This is a genomic window from Streptomyces sp. NPDC006435 (genome assembly GCF_040612315.1).
Classification (GTDB): Bacteria; Actinomycetota; Actinomycetes; order Streptomycetales; family Streptomycetaceae; genus Streptomyces.
The window spans coordinates 1-14218 of the sequence record NZ_JBEXPY010000033.1 but is presented as its reverse complement, the minus strand read 5'-3'; the positions used below and the strand labels follow the sequence as shown (position 1 = coordinate 14218).

The following is a 14218-nucleotide window of genomic DNA, read 5'->3' as shown; positions in this document are numbered from 1 at the left end:
CGGACGTACGGGGGAGGGGCGGGGGTCAGGCGCCCCAGCCGGCCTGCTCGCCGCCGACCCGGGCGGCGGCGATCCGCTCCTGATTTCCGGAGGCCAGATACGCGGCGAACGGGTCTCCGGCCAGGCCGATTTCCTCACGCACCTCGGCGAGCAGCGGACGGACGTCGGTGTTGTAGGCGTCCATCAGGACGCCGTTCGCCGCCAGCACGTCACCGGACCGCTGCGCCGCCGCCAGCGCCGTCGCGTCGACCAGCAACGCCTTGGCGGTCGCCTCCTGCACATTGGCGACCGATCGGATCACGGCCGGGATCTTCGCCTCGATGTTGTGGCACTGGTCGAGCATGAAGTTGACGTTCGTCTCGGGCATCAGGCCGCCGTTCCTGACCACCTCGTGCATGATCCGGAACAACTGGAACGGGTCGGCGGCCCCGACCATCAGGTCGTCGTCGGCGTAGAACCGGGAGTTGAAGTCGAACGCGCCGAGCTTCCCGGCGCGCAGCAGGAACGCCACGATGAACTCGATGTTGGTGCCCGGTGCGTGATGCCCGGTGTCCACGACCACCTGGGCCTTCGGCCCGAGATTCAGGCAGTGCGCGTACGCCGTGCCCCAGTCCGGCACATCCATCGTGTAGAACGCGGGCTCGAAGAGCTTGTACTCCAGCAGCATCCGCTGGTCGTCGCCGAGGCGCTCGTAGACCTCGGTCAGGGCCTCGGCGAGCCGGTCCTGCCGGGCCACGATGTCGTCCTGCCCCGGGTAGTTGGTGCCGTCGGAGAACCAGAGCTTGAGATCGGGGGATCCGGTCTCGTCCATGATGTCGACGCACTCCAGCAGGTGGCCGGTGGCCTTGCGGCGCACCGCGGGGTCGGGGTGGGTGACCGAACCGAGCTTGAAGTCGTCGTCCTGGAAGACGTTGGAGTTGATCGCGCCGATCCGCACGCCGAGGCTCTCGGCGTGCCGGTTCAGCTTGGTGTAGTCCTCGACCTTGTCCCACGGGATGTGCAGGGACACCTTCGGTGCCACGCCCGTGAACGCGTGCACCTGCGCCGCGTCCTCCAGTTTCTCGAACGGGTCGCGCGGAACCCCCGGTTGCGCGAACACTTTGAAACGCGTCCCGGAGTTCCCGTAACCCCATGAAGGCGTCTCGATCACCTGGGACTTCAGGGTTTCCTTGACGGTCGACACATCGGACATGAGTACCTCTCAAGGGGGGATCCAGCGACCGGGAACCGGTCGGACCGAAGAGGGTGTGAATCGTTTCAGTTCGGTCGTACGGTAGGTTCTCCCATAGTGCTGGTCAATCGGCCGGTCGGGTTGTTCTTCCGTCTTGAATCAATTCACCGCATGTGCGAAAGGGCGCGCATCGGGGGAGGAGCTGATCGCCCCGACGGGTTGGGCCGGTGCGGGACAGCAGGCCGTGAGCGCCCTCGGAGCAGCGCTCGGTCCGCCGACTCGCCCACAGCATGGTGACGCATCGGGGCGGCCGGGTGAAGAGGGCCTCACGGTGCCCGAGGGCGACGGCGCCCACCGGCCGCCGGGCAGGGTATCCGTCAAGGGAGGCGACAGGAACACCGGCCGTCGGACGCGGCGACGGGTTCGACGGGCCCGGTCAGTGACCGCCGGGCATGCTCGGGCGGAGCGAACGCACCAGGTCGAAGAACCGGGACTCGTTGCCGCGCAGCCCCGCGTGCCGCAGTGCGCCGTCGGCCTCCGCGATCGGCGATGCGAGCAACGGCACGTACAGAGGGCCGTCGTCCGGCTCCGCGAGCGCGGCCCGAGTGGCCTCCAGCAGTCGGACGTAGGCCTGGGCCGCGGCGAGTTCGTCATCGCGCATCTCAGCATCTCCCTGTCAGAGGGGTCGGACGCACCAGCATCCCCCATGGGTCCGACAACGCCCGACGCGGCGACGCGCGGACACGCGCTATCGGTCGTTCGGTCGCCGGACGGCGGGCGGCGGCTCCACCTCCAGAAATCTTCGGCGGCGGGCTCCCCGGTACAGCAGCACCGTCCAGCCCAACTCCCGCAGCACCTCCGCACACCGGTTCAACCCGTCCGCCTCCGAATGGGCCGCTCCGCTGCCGGGCGCACCGAGCCATTCGACACGGACACCGCCCGGCGCCTCGCCCCGCTCCAGGCGGTACCCGGTCGCGGTACGGATCCCCGATCCGTCGACGGCCGAGGCGGCCAGGCCCGATGCCTCCAGGGCGATGGCCACGGCCCGCACCGGCCGGTGCGTCTCCCAGGACGCGGGAACCCCCTCCGGGGCGGCGTGCCCGGTGTTCGTCAGCCGACGGATCTGCAGCATCCCCTCGAACGCGGTCCGTACCGAAGCCGCGCGCCCCGGGTCCGGTGCGGGAGCCGGCGGACCGTCCCCGGTGGCCGGCTCGAACCCGGTCTCGTGCTCGGTGCCCATCAGTGCCCCCTTCGCCCCTGCGGTACTGCCGACAGTGTGCGCCGCCCCACTGACAACGACCCGGGTGCCGCGCCCCGGCCGCCGAGGCAACGGCCCGCCCGGGACCGGGACGGGGCCGCGCACGCCATGTGACGCATCGTCCCGTAACCGGCCCGCGGCGGCCCGGCGCACGCAGCCGATCATGAAATCGGTGTGCGCGGGTGACATGGCCCGATAGGCTCGAACGCCCGACAGCTCCGTACCCCAGAGGATTCACGCACTGTGCCCGACAACGTCCAAGGCCCCGGCACCGCCCCCATCGACCGTGCCGGGCTGCGCGCCGACTGCGCGAACTGTTTCGGGCTGTGCTGCGTCGCGCTGACCCTGACCCGGTCCGCGGACTTCGCGATCGACAAGGACGCGGGGGAGCCCTGCCGCAACCTCCAGGAGGACTTCCGCTGCGGCATCCACACCCGGCTGCGGACACAGGGCTTTCCCGGCTGCACCGTGTACGACTGCTTCGGGGCCGGTCAGAAGGTCTCCGCAGAGACCTACGGCGGACAGGACTGGCGCTCGGCGCCGCAGACCGCCCGGCAGATGTTCCAGGTGTTTCCGGTGATGCGGCAGCTCCACGAACTCCTCTGGTATCTCACGGAGGCGCTGTCCCTGGAGCCGGCGCGGTCCCTGCGAGGTGACCTCCGGCGCACCCTCGACGCCACGGAACGCCTCACCCGTCTTCCGGCGGACGAACTCGCGGGCCTCGACGTGTCCGGTCACCGCGACGAGGCGGCCCGGCTCCTGCTCCGCACCAGCGAACTCGTACGGGCGACGGCGCCGCGCGGGAAGAAGCGCCACCGCCGGGGCGCCGACCTGATCGGGGCCCGGCTGCGCGGCGCCGACATGAGGGGTGCCGATCTGCGGGGTGCGTACCTGATCGCGGCGGACCTCACCGGTGCCGATCTCCGCCTGGCCGACCTGATCGGCGCCGACTTCCGGGACGCCGATCTGTCCGGAGCGGACCTCACCGGGAGCCTCTTCCTCACCCAGGCCCAGCTCAACGCGGCCAGGGGCGATGCGGCGACGAAACTCCCGCGGTCCCTCGACCGCCCCGCCCACTGGACCGGGTGAGCACCGGGGCGAGTACCGTCGACGGCGGGCGATCCGGACCGCGAGCCGGCGACCGGGCACCGAGCCCGCGACACCGGCACGAATCGACCGGCACGGCGGGGCACTGCCGACGTGTCTGATTCGTTGCACTGTGTGGCGTACCCGGAGCGCCGTCGCCGACCGGACCGAGGAGTCCCGCACATGCCCAGCAGTACCGACCGCAGCCGCACCGACACGAGCCACCGGGACGGGAGCCGCACCCGCCTGGTGGAGCGGCTCATGGAGCAGTTCCCGCACGTCCCCCGGGAAGCCGTCATCAAGGAGGACCTCCTGCGCGGCGGCGTGGCGTTCGACGAGTCCGCGCTCAGCGACAACGAGGACGGCGACGTCAAGCCGAAGTCGTACTTCATCTTCTCGTTCGACCACGGCACGCTCCCCGAGCTCGGCGCGGCCGCGCTCCGCCGCCCGCCGGAGGAGATCGTCCTCACCGGCGGCCCGTACGACCTGCGCAGGACCGTGGTGTCGGTACGGGTCAACCCCGCGTCCCCCTACCGGGTCGCGGCCGACGAGGGCGGCGTGCTCGGGCTGTACCTCGACGGCCGGCGGATCTCCGACGTGGGTCTGCCGCCCATGCCGGACTACTACCGCCACACCCTGGAGAACGGCAAGTCCGTGATGGAGGTGGCACCCACCATCCAGTGGGGCTACCTCGTGTACCTGACGGTCTTCCGGGTCTGCCAGTACTTCGGGGCGAAGGAGGAGTGCCAGTACTGCGACATCAACCACAACTGGCGCCAGCACAAGGCGGCGGGCCGTCCGTACACCGGGGTGAAGCCGGTCGAGGAGGTCCTGGAGGCGCTGGCCATCATCGACAAGTACGACACCGCGAAGACCTCCACGGCCTACACGCTCACCGGCGGCGCCATCACCTCCCACATCGGCGGCCGTGACGAGGCCGACTTCTACGGGCAGTACGCCAAGGCCATCGAGGAGCGCTTCCCCGGCCGCTGGATCGGCAAGGTCGTCGCCCAGGCCCTGCCCAAGGCCGACGTGCAGCGCTTCCACGACTACGGCGTGCAGATCTATCACCCCAACTACGAGGTGTGGGACCGCAGGCTGTTCGAGCTCTACTGCCCGGGCAAGGAGCGTTACGTGGGCCGCGACGAGTGGCACCGCCGCATCCTGGACTCCGCCGAGGTCTTCGGCGCCCGGAACGTCATCCCCAACTTCGTCGCCGGTGTGGAGATGGCCGCGCCCTTCGGTTTCACCACGGTGGACGAGGCCATCGCCTCGACCACCGAGGGCCTGCGCTTCTTCATGTCGCACGGCATCACCCCGCGGTTCACCACCTGGTGCCCGGAACCCACCACCCCGCTCGGGAAGACCAACCCGGACGGAGCGCCGCTGGAGTACCACATCCGCCTGCTGGACGCCTACCGCGCGACGATGGAGGAGTACGGGCTCAGCTCGCCCCCCGGCTACGGCCCGCCCGGCCCCGGGCGCGCGGTCTTCTCCGTCAGCTCCTTCATGGACAGCCTCCCGGCCGCTCCGGACGACGAGCGGTAACGCCGGACGGACGACCGCCCGCCACCGGGCCCTCGGTCCGACCGGGCCCGGTGGCGGACGGTGGCGGGCGGCAGCGATGGAAAAACGATTCGCCCGTTCACCCGGAGGATGGGAACGAGCGGCGGCGGGCACCTACAGGGAGAGAACCGGAACCACCAGGGTCAGTGGAAGGCGGTGCCCATGCTGCATGGCGTCGACGTCAGTTCCCATCAGCCGTCCTTCGATACGGACGGGCTGGACTTCGTCCTCATCAAGGCCACCGAGGGCCGTTCGTACATCAATCCACGCCTCTCGGAACAGGTGAAGCGTGCCCGGGACGCGGAATGCGTGGTCGGCTTCTACCACTTTCTCTGGCCGGGGAACATCAAGGCCCAGGCGGAGTACTTCGTGAGCAAGGCTCCGGAGAAGGCGGGCGATCTGCTCGCGGTGGACTGGGAGGAGAACGGCGAGGGCACGAGGGCGAGCAACGCGGAGAAGGACAGCTTCATCCGTGAGGTCAAACGGCTGAGGCCCCATCACAAGGTCCTGCTGTACTGCAATCGTCACTTCTGGCTGAACCACGACACCACCTCGTACGCGGGGGACGGTCTCTGGATCGCCGACTACGTGACCGCCGGAAAGCCCAGGATCAAGGCGTCCTGGCGCATCCACCAGTACACGGACCAGCCGCTCGACAAGGACGTCGCCGACTTCGCCTCGCGGAGCGCCATGCGCGACTGGGCCCGGGGATAGCTGCCGAACAGGGCACGGGGGAGTGTGGTCCGGGGCCGTTCAGTAGGACTGCAACTCGATGAGATGGCCCTCGGGGTCGCGCACATGCGCGGTGCGGAGCCCCGGACCCCAGTCCGGCCGGTCGCACGCCCCGGCGACCGGGCCGGCCCCGTGCTCCAGGCACAGGGCCAGCCCGGCGTCGACGTCGGAGACCCGGCAGACGAACATCGACCGGTCCTGGGCGGGAGGCGCCGTGGCCGGCAGCCCGGCGGTACCGGTGACGGCGGCCATCACGCCGCGGTCGAAGAGCGCCAGTACCCCCTGGCCGTCGACGTCCCAGTGCGCGTACGGGCCGGACTCGCTGCCACTGGTCCGGTCCGCCCCGATCAGGTCCGGCAGCAGACCGTCGTAGAAGCGGAAGCAGGCGGCGAACGCGCTCACCAGCAGCCGAGGGTGCAGGGCATCCATGAACCACTCCAAAATAGTAGGTGCAAACCTATCATTGGTGTGCGCCTAAGATAGTGTCAATGAGTGAGACCCCGCCCAGCCTCCTGGGACTTACGACCTATCTGATGTCCAAGACCGGAAAGACGGCACGCGGTCGGCTGGCGGCGCGGCTGGCCGAGCGCGGGCTGCGACTCTGGCACATGGCCGTCCTGTCGGCGCTGGCCGATTTCGGCCCCCATGTGCAACGGGAGCTGGCGTCCCGGCTCGGGATCGACCGGAGCGACATCGTCAAGATCGTGGATGACCTCGCGGTGGCCGGATTCGTCGACCGGGCCAGGGACGCCGACGACCGTCGCCGGGTGACCGTCACCCTCGCCCCGGCCGGTCGCGAGGTGCTCTCCGAACTCCAGGCCGAGGCACTGGCGGTGCAGAAGGAGCTGCTCGCCCCCTTGAACCGGCGTGAACAGGACCAGTTGGCGGCGCTGCTGAGGCGGGTTCACACTCACGCCTGTACGTGACCCGACAGGTCGCGGCCGACGTGCCGGTCGACGGCCCGTGCCTGGCGGGGTGGGGGGATCCCTCGGGAAGGTCGCGTCGGGCCGGATTCCGTGTCGCTGCGGTCGGGTTCGCGAGTGATGGTTCCGGAACCTGTCCATTGGCATGGACCTGATGGGTGGGCTGCGTTACAGTCCGATGCGGCATCTCCTGAGAGCGCTCTCAGACGAGGCCTCTCGCATGCCCCTGTTCCTCCCCCACCATGCCGGAACAACAGAAGGGCCACTCCCTTGAGACACATGACTGCGCTGCGCGCGAGTCTGGCCGCCACGCTCGTCGTCGGAGCCTGGGCGACCGTGGGACTCGCCACGGCATCGGCCTCGCCCGTCGCCGTGGACCAGCCCTCCAGCACCTCTGGTTCCTCCAGCACCTCCCGTGCCGAGGCTGCGGACGAGCCGGCGTCCACCGGTCTGCTCTCCGCCATGCAGAGGGACCTCGGACTGACGGAAAGCCGGGCCAGGGCGCGGCTGGCCGCGGAGAAGACCGCGACCGCCGTACAAGGCAAGGCGCAACGGGCCGCAGGATCCTCGTACGCCGGCTCCTGGTTCGATCCGGCCACGGGCAAGCTCAACGTGGCCGTCACCGACAGCCGGAGGGCCGGGGCCGTGGAAGCGGCGGGCGCGTCCGCCCGGGTGGTGCGCCACAGTGCCCGACAGCTCGACGCGACCAAGGCCCGGATCGACAAGATGTCCGCACCGGCCGGCGTCAGCAGCTGGCACGTCGACCCGAAGACCAACCGGGTCGTCGTCGGCGTCGTCGCGTCGGCGCAGGATGACAACGATGTCCGCGCCTTCGTGGCCAAGGCCCGCGAGGCCGGTCCCGTCCTGGTGAAGCGGACGCCCGAGGCGCCCAGGACCTTCGCCGCCGGGACGGTGGGCGGCGACCCCTACTACACGGGCAACGTCCGGTGCTCCATCGGCTTCTCCGTGCACGGCGGGTTCGTCACGGCGGGGCACTGCGGCCAGGCGGGCGCGGCGGTCAGCGGATGGGACCGGTCGGCCATCGGCAACTTCCAGGGATCGTCCTTCCCCGACAACGACTACGCCTGGGTCGGCGTGGGCAACGGCTGGTGGACCGTTCCCGTCGTGCTGGGCTGGGGCACCGTCTCGGACCAGCTGGTACGGGGCTCCGCGGAGGCGCCCGTCGGCGCCTCGATATGCCGTTCCGGTTCCACGACCCACTGGCACTGCGGCAACGTGCTGGCCAAGAACGAAACCGTGAACTACAGCCAGGGTGCCGTCCACCAGATGACCAAGACGAGCGTCTGCGCCGAGCCGGGTGACTCCGGAGGTTCCTTCATCAGCGGGGACCAGGCCCAGGGGGTCACCTCGGGCGGCTGGGGCAACTGCTCCGGCGGCGGGGAGACATGGCACCAGCCGATCAACGAGATCCTGAACCGGTACGGGCTGACACTGCACACGGCCTGATGACGGTACGCGAGGGCCGGCCGCGGCCGGCCCTCGCGTGGGCCCGGAGCCTGCCACGACACGGGTTCTGCCGCCCGCGCGGCAGGTCCCGTCGTGCGGGCGGCGGGCCCTGGTGCGCGGGCGGGCAGCGCGAATCCTGTGAGGCCGGGCGATGGCTCCGGCCACCGGTCGGGAACCGACGAGCGACGAGTGCCGTCTGCGGGTGGGACTGCCGCGCACCGTTCCGTACCGGAGTCGGACGATGGCGTCCCGGGCCTGACCATTCGGCTCCGGCCATTCGGTCCGGAACGGGCAAGTGCCGTCTTACCCTTCGTCGTCCGGTGTGACGTCGCGGAAGTCGTTCAGCCAGTCGCCCGCGATCAGATCGCGGATGCCGTCGAGGGCTTCCTCGGTCCGGCCCCGGGCATAAAGGGCCGCCCCGTCGTCGTCGCGGAGCAGGGCGTCGGGGCCGAGGAACCAGCGAATGCCGGACCCATTCTCACAGGCCGGGTAGGAGGGGAAGGGAAGCCGGACGCACTTCTGCTCCAACAGCCCGGCGCCGTGTTCGTCGAAGTCCAGCAGGAAGTCGCAGAGTTCGTCATCCGCCTGTACGGACTCCGAGAGAACGGTCTCGACGAGCGCCAGGGAGAGCCGGTCCAGCCAGGGCTCCCATCGTTCGGCGCTCTTGTCGGCCAGGTCCGTCCGGACGAACACGGCAGGGTCCTCCTCGCCCAGCGCTTCGAGGAGGACGCCCCAGGAAACGGCCCCCTGGTTCTCGTGCCGGAAGACCAGGGCCTCCTGACCGTTGTCCACGTACAGTTCGGACGGGCCGAGCAGGGTGTCGTGGTTCCTGGTGAGATCCGTGCGGCGGCCGAACAGCAGATACGCCTCCCGCAGCGCCGGAGGCAGCCGGAGCCCCAGCCTCTCCTCCGCCGTCACGAGGTCGGCTTCGGGCAGGCCGTCCTCGTCACCGAGCGGCTTTGCCCAGTGCGCCGCGAAACCGCGGACGAACTCCCGGACACCGCCCGCCCCGTCGCCGTGAACAACGGAAGCGAGCGACTGAACCATGTCGAACTGGTATGCCATGTGGTGACTGTATATCGGCCTGATCAAGGCATCTCGCCGGGCGTTGGACAGCACTCCGCCAACGCCCCGACACCGACCACGGCCGGGATCGATATCGATGGCCGACGATGTCCCGTGGCGGCGGTGAGGAAGAATGCGGCCATGACTGGCCCGAGGATCCGTGTCGCCGCGTACGTGATCAGAGAGCGTCCGGTTCCCGAAGTGCTGGTGTTCGACCACGTCGGGATGCCGGCGGCCGGACCCCGGATTCCCGCCGGAGCGTTCGCTCGCCGATGAGCAGGACGCCTGGCTGGGCCGTATCGACCCCGGCGGGGCCACCCCGACCGGCGGCGGTGCATGAGCAACTGCCGGCCGCTCCATGGCCGGAGCCGTACCCGGTCTGCCGCCCGCCGGCCCGCTGACCCGCAGGCGTGTTCCAGCCCGCAGCCCATGGGAAAGGCCCCGTGAAAGCCTTGGGAAGGCCCCGGGAAACCCAACTGCGGTCCGGTATAAGCACTCCAACATCCTTGCCGAACAACTGCGTTGGCGCCGGACGAGCGGCGGCAGGCCTGCCTGTATCGTCGGCTCTTCGGGAGAAAGAAGCGCGGGCGTCCCACGAGCACGGATGCCTTCGCACGACCGGCAGTCCGACGACGTACCGGACCAGCGTGCCGGAGCACATGAGGAGCAGTGATGAGCCCGGAGTCGGTACTCCACCAGACGGATGTCGAGAACATGAGGAGCATCCCCGCCGGGGAGATCGTCCTGCGTGACGAGGGCACGAGAACGGAATGGAATGCCGAGGTCGGTGCCTTCCGGCTGGCGGCGCACCCCGTGACCCGCGAGCTGTACCACGCCGTTCAGGGCAGGACGCCCGGCGATTCGGCCGGGCCGTGCATGCCGATGACCGACATCTCCTGGAAGGAAGCCGTCGAGTTCTGCAACGCCCTCTCGCGGAAGGCTGGGTTCCGGCCCTGCTACACGACGGGCGAGGACCGCGACGGGCTGGACGTGATCTGCGACTGGCAGGCCGACGGCTACCGGCTCCCGTCCGAGGCGGAGTGGGAGTACGCGTGCAGAGCCGGAACCTCCGGTGTCCGTTACGGAGAACTGGACGAGATCGCCTGGCACCGCGGGAACTCCGGCGGCGAGGTACATGACATCGGGACCCGGGTTCCCAACGCATGGGGCCTGCACGACATGATCGGCAACGTGTGGGAATGGTGCTGGGACCTCTACGACCCCCGGGTCTACGGTCCGTACCGAGTGTTCCGCGGCGGCGGCGCATACGATCCGCCCCGGGGCTGCCGGGCATCGTGTCGGCGCAAGAGCCACCCCACCTTCCGCATCGACGACCTCGGATTCCGCCTCGCCCGGACAGGCGGCTGAGCCCGGGGCACGGGACATTCGGTCCGATCGGCCCGCCCGGTCGGACCCGCACCGAACGAAAGAACCTGAAGACATGGCCAAACAGCGAGTCACCGTCTGTGTCCCGTCCTGCGCGCCCGAGGACCTCCACCGGACCATCGGACGGGCCATGGCCCCGTTCGACTACAACCGCGCGGACCACCCCGACCCGGACTGGGTGGGGGAGTGGGACTACTGGTTCGTGTCCGGTGCCGACTGCCTGTTCGCCGTGCTCCCCGGGAACGAGCAGGACCCGAGACTCGTCCGTCGCGACGAGTGGACGGAGCCGCCGGTCGATCCTCCGCCCTCCCGGTGCCACGGCGGGCCGCGCGGGCTGCTCGACCTCGCGGTGGACCGCGACGAGGCCGCCGTACGGGCCCGCGTTCTGTGGCGGGAGTACCAGGAGTTCGCGACCGGCTACCCACCGGCCCTGCCGTACAGGTTCTTCGCGACCAGGGCCCACGTCGACCCGGTGACCCATCCTCGCGAGCGGGTCGTCGAGGAGTTCACCGACCAGCCGCTCGTCCGGGCCCTCATCGAGGCCCCGGACCTCAAGGGCCGGTTCACCGGCGACCCGGTCGCGTATTTCGGCGAGGACCTTGAGGCGTTCGCCGCCGAGCGGGTGGCCGAAGTGCTGCCCACGGCCACGCTGCTCACCCTGGACGGGCGCTGGATCGAGAGCGGCGGCCCCGAGTACCTCCGGATGTTCAACGAGCACCTGGAGTCCCTGCCGGCCGACACCATGGTCGTCCGGGTGCTCTACCACTCATGAGGCTTGTCCGGCCCCTTCTCGGCTTCTGCGGCATCGGCCGGTGACTCGTGCTCGCGGGGCCACGTTGCGTCCGGGTGAACCTGGAGGACCTTCGCGACCAGGTCGTGGATGAGATAGTCGCCGGGAGCCCGGTTTTCCTTGAGCCGGGAAAGGCCGCCGGGGCCGAACCAGTCGTAGGCGGTGTGCTCGGACCACTCCAGGGAGGGACGGTCCAGGTTGCCGTCCACTTCGATGAGGTAATCGGCCTCGTGCCGCTTTCCGGCACCGTCGTCGCCCGTCCAAGTGGTGATCCCGAGCAGGCGCCGGACGCGGCGCAGGCGCCAGCCGGTCTCCTCCTCGACCTCGCGGGCAAGTGCGTCCAGCAATGATTCACCGGGTTCGACGTGGCCGCCGACGATGTCCCAGCAGTCGGGGAAGAGCCGCCGGTCAGGGCCGCGTTTCTGGGCGAAGACCCTGCCGTCCCGGTCGAGGACGACTGCTCCGACCACCCAGACCTCGCCGTCGGCGGGTACGGGAACCTCGACGTCGGCCTCCACGATCACGTGGCGTTGGCTGTCTGACATGCCCTCACTGTAGGGCCGTGCCCGGTCATTGCCCCTGTCCCTGTCCCATATCTCTACCCGTGGCCATGGCCCGGATCGTTGGCCACGGCGGAACAGGGACGATTTTTCGAACACTGCGGACAGGTGCGGATCTGGGCGGTGGTCGGCGGCGGCAGACACGCACCGGTCAAAGGCGGAGAATGAATCCCATGGATCATCGGTTGCACCTCGATCGCACGCTCGACGAGCTGGACCCGCCCCACTGGGCTCCTCCTGCCGCCGACTCAACCCATCTGGTCCGCAAGGTGCATGAGCTGCGACGCGTTCCGCTGTGCGCACTCGGTCCGGCGGATCTGCGTACCCTCATCTCCCAACAGGTCGCGCTGCCGTACGTCCTTCCACTCGCAGTGCGCCTGCTGCTCGAGGAACCGCTGCTCGACGCATGCTTCTACGAGGGCGACCTGCTGCTCGCCGCCGTCAACGCCCCGGCTGCGGCCTGGGCCATGCTGCCGGACCTCGGCGCCCGGCTGCGCGACGTGATCGGGACACTGCCGGAGGCAGCGGTCGCCGACCTGCCCCGCGGCGCCACCGAGGAGATCGCCTGCTTTGCCGCGCGGCTCGAATCACTTCGCTGATCCGACGAAGGTGCGTACGGGTCCACGACCGGGCCAGGCATGAGGCCGCCGAAACTCTCGTTGTCCGGTTCCATTCGTGAGGGGCCGGAATCAGTTCTGGCCTTTGCCCCGGCCCTCATTCTTGTTCCAGCCCTTGTTTTACCCCTTGTTCTCGTCCTCGGGCAGGTGGAAGTAGACGGTCCCCGAACACCAGGAGCCGTACTCGGTCGGTTCCGACCTGATCACCACGTCCTGGATCTCGGCCGGGCCCAACCCCTCAATGGAGTCCGCCAGTCGCCGCAAGAGGGCCGGAACGTTGTCGCAACCGGGGCCGAAGGGGTTGGCCTGCGAGAAATGGCGCACAGTCCAATGTTCCGGAGTGTCAGTCATGGACCGATCGTAGGACCTGCCAATGCCGGATCAACGCGGATAACAGGGTTGATCAATCTGGTCGGGGCAGGGCGGGACGGTGAACGACCGGACAAGTCCAAGGGAGGAGAGGGCGGGACGGCAGAGGCTCCGCACCGCCTGCCACTCAAGGATGCCAGCGCGGCGCCTCGTCGTCGGGGACGTCCGGGCTGGCGAAGTGGAAGGGAACCGAGAGGTGGGCTGCGAGGGCGCGACCGGCCCGCTCGGCAGCTGTCGCTGCGAGGTGGCGTGGGCGGTGGTCCTTGTCCTCGCCGAGGTACTGCTCGGCTGTTGTCTGGTAGATGGTGGCCACCCGAGTCTCTCCTGCCGGGGCGGTGGTGATGGCCAGTAGATCCACGAACCAGTCGTGGACTGTGTCACCGTCCCAGACGGCCTCGATCGCCACGACGCGGCCGACGCACCCTGCCACCCGATACGCCAGTGAGTCCAGGTCGAGGGGGCTCTCAGGCTTGCGGGCGATCTGGTTGCCGTAGTGGAGGTAGCGGTCGGCGGCGATCAGTTGAGCGGTGCCAACTCCTATGCCGTGGGGAACGAGGCCGATGTCGGTGATGGTCTTCACCGCCCCGAGAAGGGAGTCCTGGAGGACGTACCCGTCGATCTCGTCGCGGATCCCGGCCGGCAGGCTCTCCCACCACTCGGTCCTGGCCGCCTTGTCCATACTCACCGAACCCCTCGTCTCCTTGAGGCCCTGGCGACGGGCCTGCGCCACCTTAACGTCGTCGAACCAGCACCTTCCACGACAACTGCCTTGCAGCTCCCGGCCGTCGAACCTGGGCATAACCCGTCCGACGGGGCGCTGCTCGTGGCGGGAACGGGGTGTCGGGTCGTCGTGAACTTGGTGACCTACCTGCCGAAGGGTTGATACAGGGTTCCGAAATGGGTTGGTCTGTCGTGTCTGGTTGGGTGGGTGTAGGGGTGTGCAAGGTGGGGGTTGTTGTCTGGGTGGGTTCCTGTCCGTGGTTGTGCGGGCTTCGTGTGGTGTGGAGGAGGGTGTGATGGGTGGTTCTGGTGGGTTTGGGGTGGGTGGTTCTGGTGGTTTTGGTGGTGTGTGGTGTGTTGAGCGGGGGTGGGTGACGGATGAGGAGTTGGCTGCGTTGGCTGTGGTGTTGTGTGTGTGGGGTGTGGGGTGTGGTGGGTGGTCGGGTTCGGGGGTTGTGGGGGGTTCGGGGGTTGTGGGTGTGGGGCGGGCGGGGTCGGGTTGGTGGCG

16 protein-coding genes and 1 pseudogene are annotated in these 14218 nt (G+C 69.3%); 9 read left to right on the top strand and 8 right to left on the bottom strand.

Going from position 1 to position 14218, the window contains the following annotated elements:
- Nucleotides 1-25: 25 nt before the first annotated feature.
- The 3 genes from rhaI to ABZZ04_RS27780 all read right to left on the bottom strand — a co-directional run bounded on the left by rhaI (nucleotide 26) and on the right by ABZZ04_RS27780 (nucleotide 2411).
- Nucleotides 26-1192 carry an L-rhamnose isomerase gene (rhaI, locus tag ABZZ04_RS27790; RefSeq protein ID WP_356934960.1) on the bottom strand — a complete coding sequence of 389 codons (1167 nt, stop codon included), beginning with the start codon at nucleotides 1190-1192 and terminating at the stop codon, nucleotides 26-28.
- Between the two features lie 415 nt (nucleotides 1193-1607).
- Nucleotides 1608-1832 (bottom strand): hypothetical protein, encoded by a 225-nt coding sequence (locus ABZZ04_RS27785; protein ID WP_356934959.1) that lies wholly within the window; start codon nucleotides 1830-1832, stop codon nucleotides 1608-1610.
- An 87-nt stretch (nucleotides 1833-1919) separates the two neighbouring features.
- On the bottom strand, nucleotides 1920-2411 hold the full coding sequence (locus ABZZ04_RS27780; RefSeq protein ID WP_356934958.1) for a hypothetical protein: 492 nt from the start codon (nucleotides 2409-2411) through the stop codon (nucleotides 1920-1922).
- Between the two features lie 261 nt (nucleotides 2412-2672).
- On the opposite strand from ABZZ04_RS27780, the gene ABZZ04_RS27775 reads away from it, so the two are divergent.
- The 3 genes from ABZZ04_RS27775 (at nucleotide 2673) to ABZZ04_RS27765 (ending at nucleotide 5795) form a co-directional block, all read left to right on the top strand.
- Nucleotides 2673-3518, top strand: a complete 846-nt coding sequence (locus ABZZ04_RS27775; RefSeq protein ID WP_356934957.1) for a pentapeptide repeat-containing protein — start codon at nucleotides 2673-2675, stop codon at nucleotides 3516-3518.
- Nucleotides 3519-3698: 180 nt separating this feature from the next.
- Complete coding sequence (locus ABZZ04_RS27770) at nucleotides 3699-5063, top strand: radical SAM protein (RefSeq protein WP_356934956.1); 1365 nt, start codon at nucleotides 3699-3701, stop codon at nucleotides 5061-5063.
- 180 nt (nucleotides 5064-5243) lie between these two features.
- Nucleotides 5244-5795: a glycoside hydrolase family 25 protein gene (locus ABZZ04_RS27765; protein ID WP_356934955.1), complete on the top strand. Its 552-nt coding sequence runs from the start codon at nucleotides 5244-5246 to the stop codon at nucleotides 5793-5795.
- Nucleotides 5796-5834: 39 nt separating this feature from the next.
- On the opposite strand, the gene ABZZ04_RS27760 is transcribed toward ABZZ04_RS27765, so the two are convergent.
- The gene (locus ABZZ04_RS27760) at nucleotides 5835-6242 is read right to left on the bottom strand and encodes a glyoxalase/bleomycin resistance/extradiol dioxygenase family protein (protein ID WP_356934954.1); all 408 of its coding nucleotides are present in this window, start codon (nucleotides 6240-6242) and stop codon (nucleotides 5835-5837) included.
- 59 nt (nucleotides 6243-6301) lie between these two features.
- On the opposite strand from ABZZ04_RS27760, the gene ABZZ04_RS27755 reads away from it, so the two are divergent.
- Together ABZZ04_RS27755 and ABZZ04_RS27750 are read left to right on the top strand one after the other, a co-directional pair.
- The gene (locus ABZZ04_RS27755; RefSeq protein WP_356934953.1) at nucleotides 6302-6739 is read left to right on the top strand and encodes a MarR family winged helix-turn-helix transcriptional regulator; all 438 of its coding nucleotides are present in this window, start codon (nucleotides 6302-6304) and stop codon (nucleotides 6737-6739) included.
- Nucleotides 6740-7015: 276 nt separating this feature from the next.
- Nucleotides 7016-8203, top strand: a complete 1188-nt coding sequence (locus ABZZ04_RS27750) for a S1 family peptidase (RefSeq protein WP_356934952.1) — start codon at nucleotides 7016-7018, stop codon at nucleotides 8201-8203.
- Nucleotides 8204-8506: 303 nt separating this feature from the next.
- Here the strand turns inward: ABZZ04_RS27750 and ABZZ04_RS27745 are convergent, their stop codons facing one another.
- Nucleotides 8507-9268 (bottom strand): SMI1/KNR4 family protein, encoded by a 762-nt coding sequence (locus ABZZ04_RS27745; RefSeq protein ID WP_356934951.1) that lies wholly within the window; start codon nucleotides 9266-9268, stop codon nucleotides 8507-8509.
- 141 nt (nucleotides 9269-9409) lie between these two features.
- On the opposite strand from ABZZ04_RS27745, the pseudogene ABZZ04_RS27740 reads away from it, so the two are divergent.
- The 3 genes and pseudogenes from ABZZ04_RS27740 to ABZZ04_RS27730 all read left to right on the top strand — a co-directional run.
- A pseudogene (locus ABZZ04_RS27740) lies at nucleotides 9410-9526 on the top strand (DNA mismatch repair protein MutT); the annotation flags it as partial.
- A gap of 414 nt (nucleotides 9527-9940) precedes the next feature.
- Nucleotides 9941-10636 (top strand): SUMF1/EgtB/PvdO family nonheme iron enzyme, encoded by a 696-nt coding sequence (locus ABZZ04_RS27735; RefSeq protein ID WP_356934950.1) that lies wholly within the window; start codon nucleotides 9941-9943, stop codon nucleotides 10634-10636.
- A gap of 73 nt (nucleotides 10637-10709) precedes the next feature.
- Nucleotides 10710-11426, top strand: a complete 717-nt coding sequence (locus ABZZ04_RS27730) for a hypothetical protein (protein WP_356934949.1) — start codon at nucleotides 10710-10712, stop codon at nucleotides 11424-11426.
- Here ABZZ04_RS27730 and ABZZ04_RS27725 read toward each other — a convergent pair.
- Nucleotides 11414-11989 carry an NUDIX domain-containing protein gene (locus ABZZ04_RS27725; RefSeq protein WP_356934948.1) on the bottom strand — a complete coding sequence of 192 codons (576 nt, stop codon included), beginning with the start codon at nucleotides 11987-11989 and terminating at the stop codon, nucleotides 11414-11416. The genes ABZZ04_RS27730 and ABZZ04_RS27725 overlap by 13 nt on opposite strands.
- A gap of 188 nt (nucleotides 11990-12177) precedes the next feature.
- Between ABZZ04_RS27725 and ABZZ04_RS27720 the strand changes: the two genes are divergently transcribed.
- Nucleotides 12178-12603 (top strand): contact-dependent growth inhibition system immunity protein, encoded by a 426-nt coding sequence (locus ABZZ04_RS27720; RefSeq protein ID WP_356934946.1) that lies wholly within the window; start codon nucleotides 12178-12180, stop codon nucleotides 12601-12603.
- A gap of 138 nt (nucleotides 12604-12741) precedes the next feature.
- Here the strand turns inward: ABZZ04_RS27720 and ABZZ04_RS27715 are convergent, their stop codons facing one another.
- Together ABZZ04_RS27715 and ABZZ04_RS27710 are read right to left on the bottom strand one after the other, a co-directional pair.
- Complete coding sequence (locus ABZZ04_RS27715) at nucleotides 12742-12972, bottom strand: hypothetical protein (protein WP_356934945.1); 231 nt, start codon at nucleotides 12970-12972, stop codon at nucleotides 12742-12744.
- 145 nt (nucleotides 12973-13117) lie between these two features.
- Nucleotides 13118-13669: a hypothetical protein gene (locus tag ABZZ04_RS27710; protein WP_356935010.1), complete on the bottom strand. Its 552-nt coding sequence runs from the start codon at nucleotides 13667-13669 to the stop codon at nucleotides 13118-13120.
- Between the last annotated feature and the right edge of the window lie 549 nt (nucleotides 13670-14218).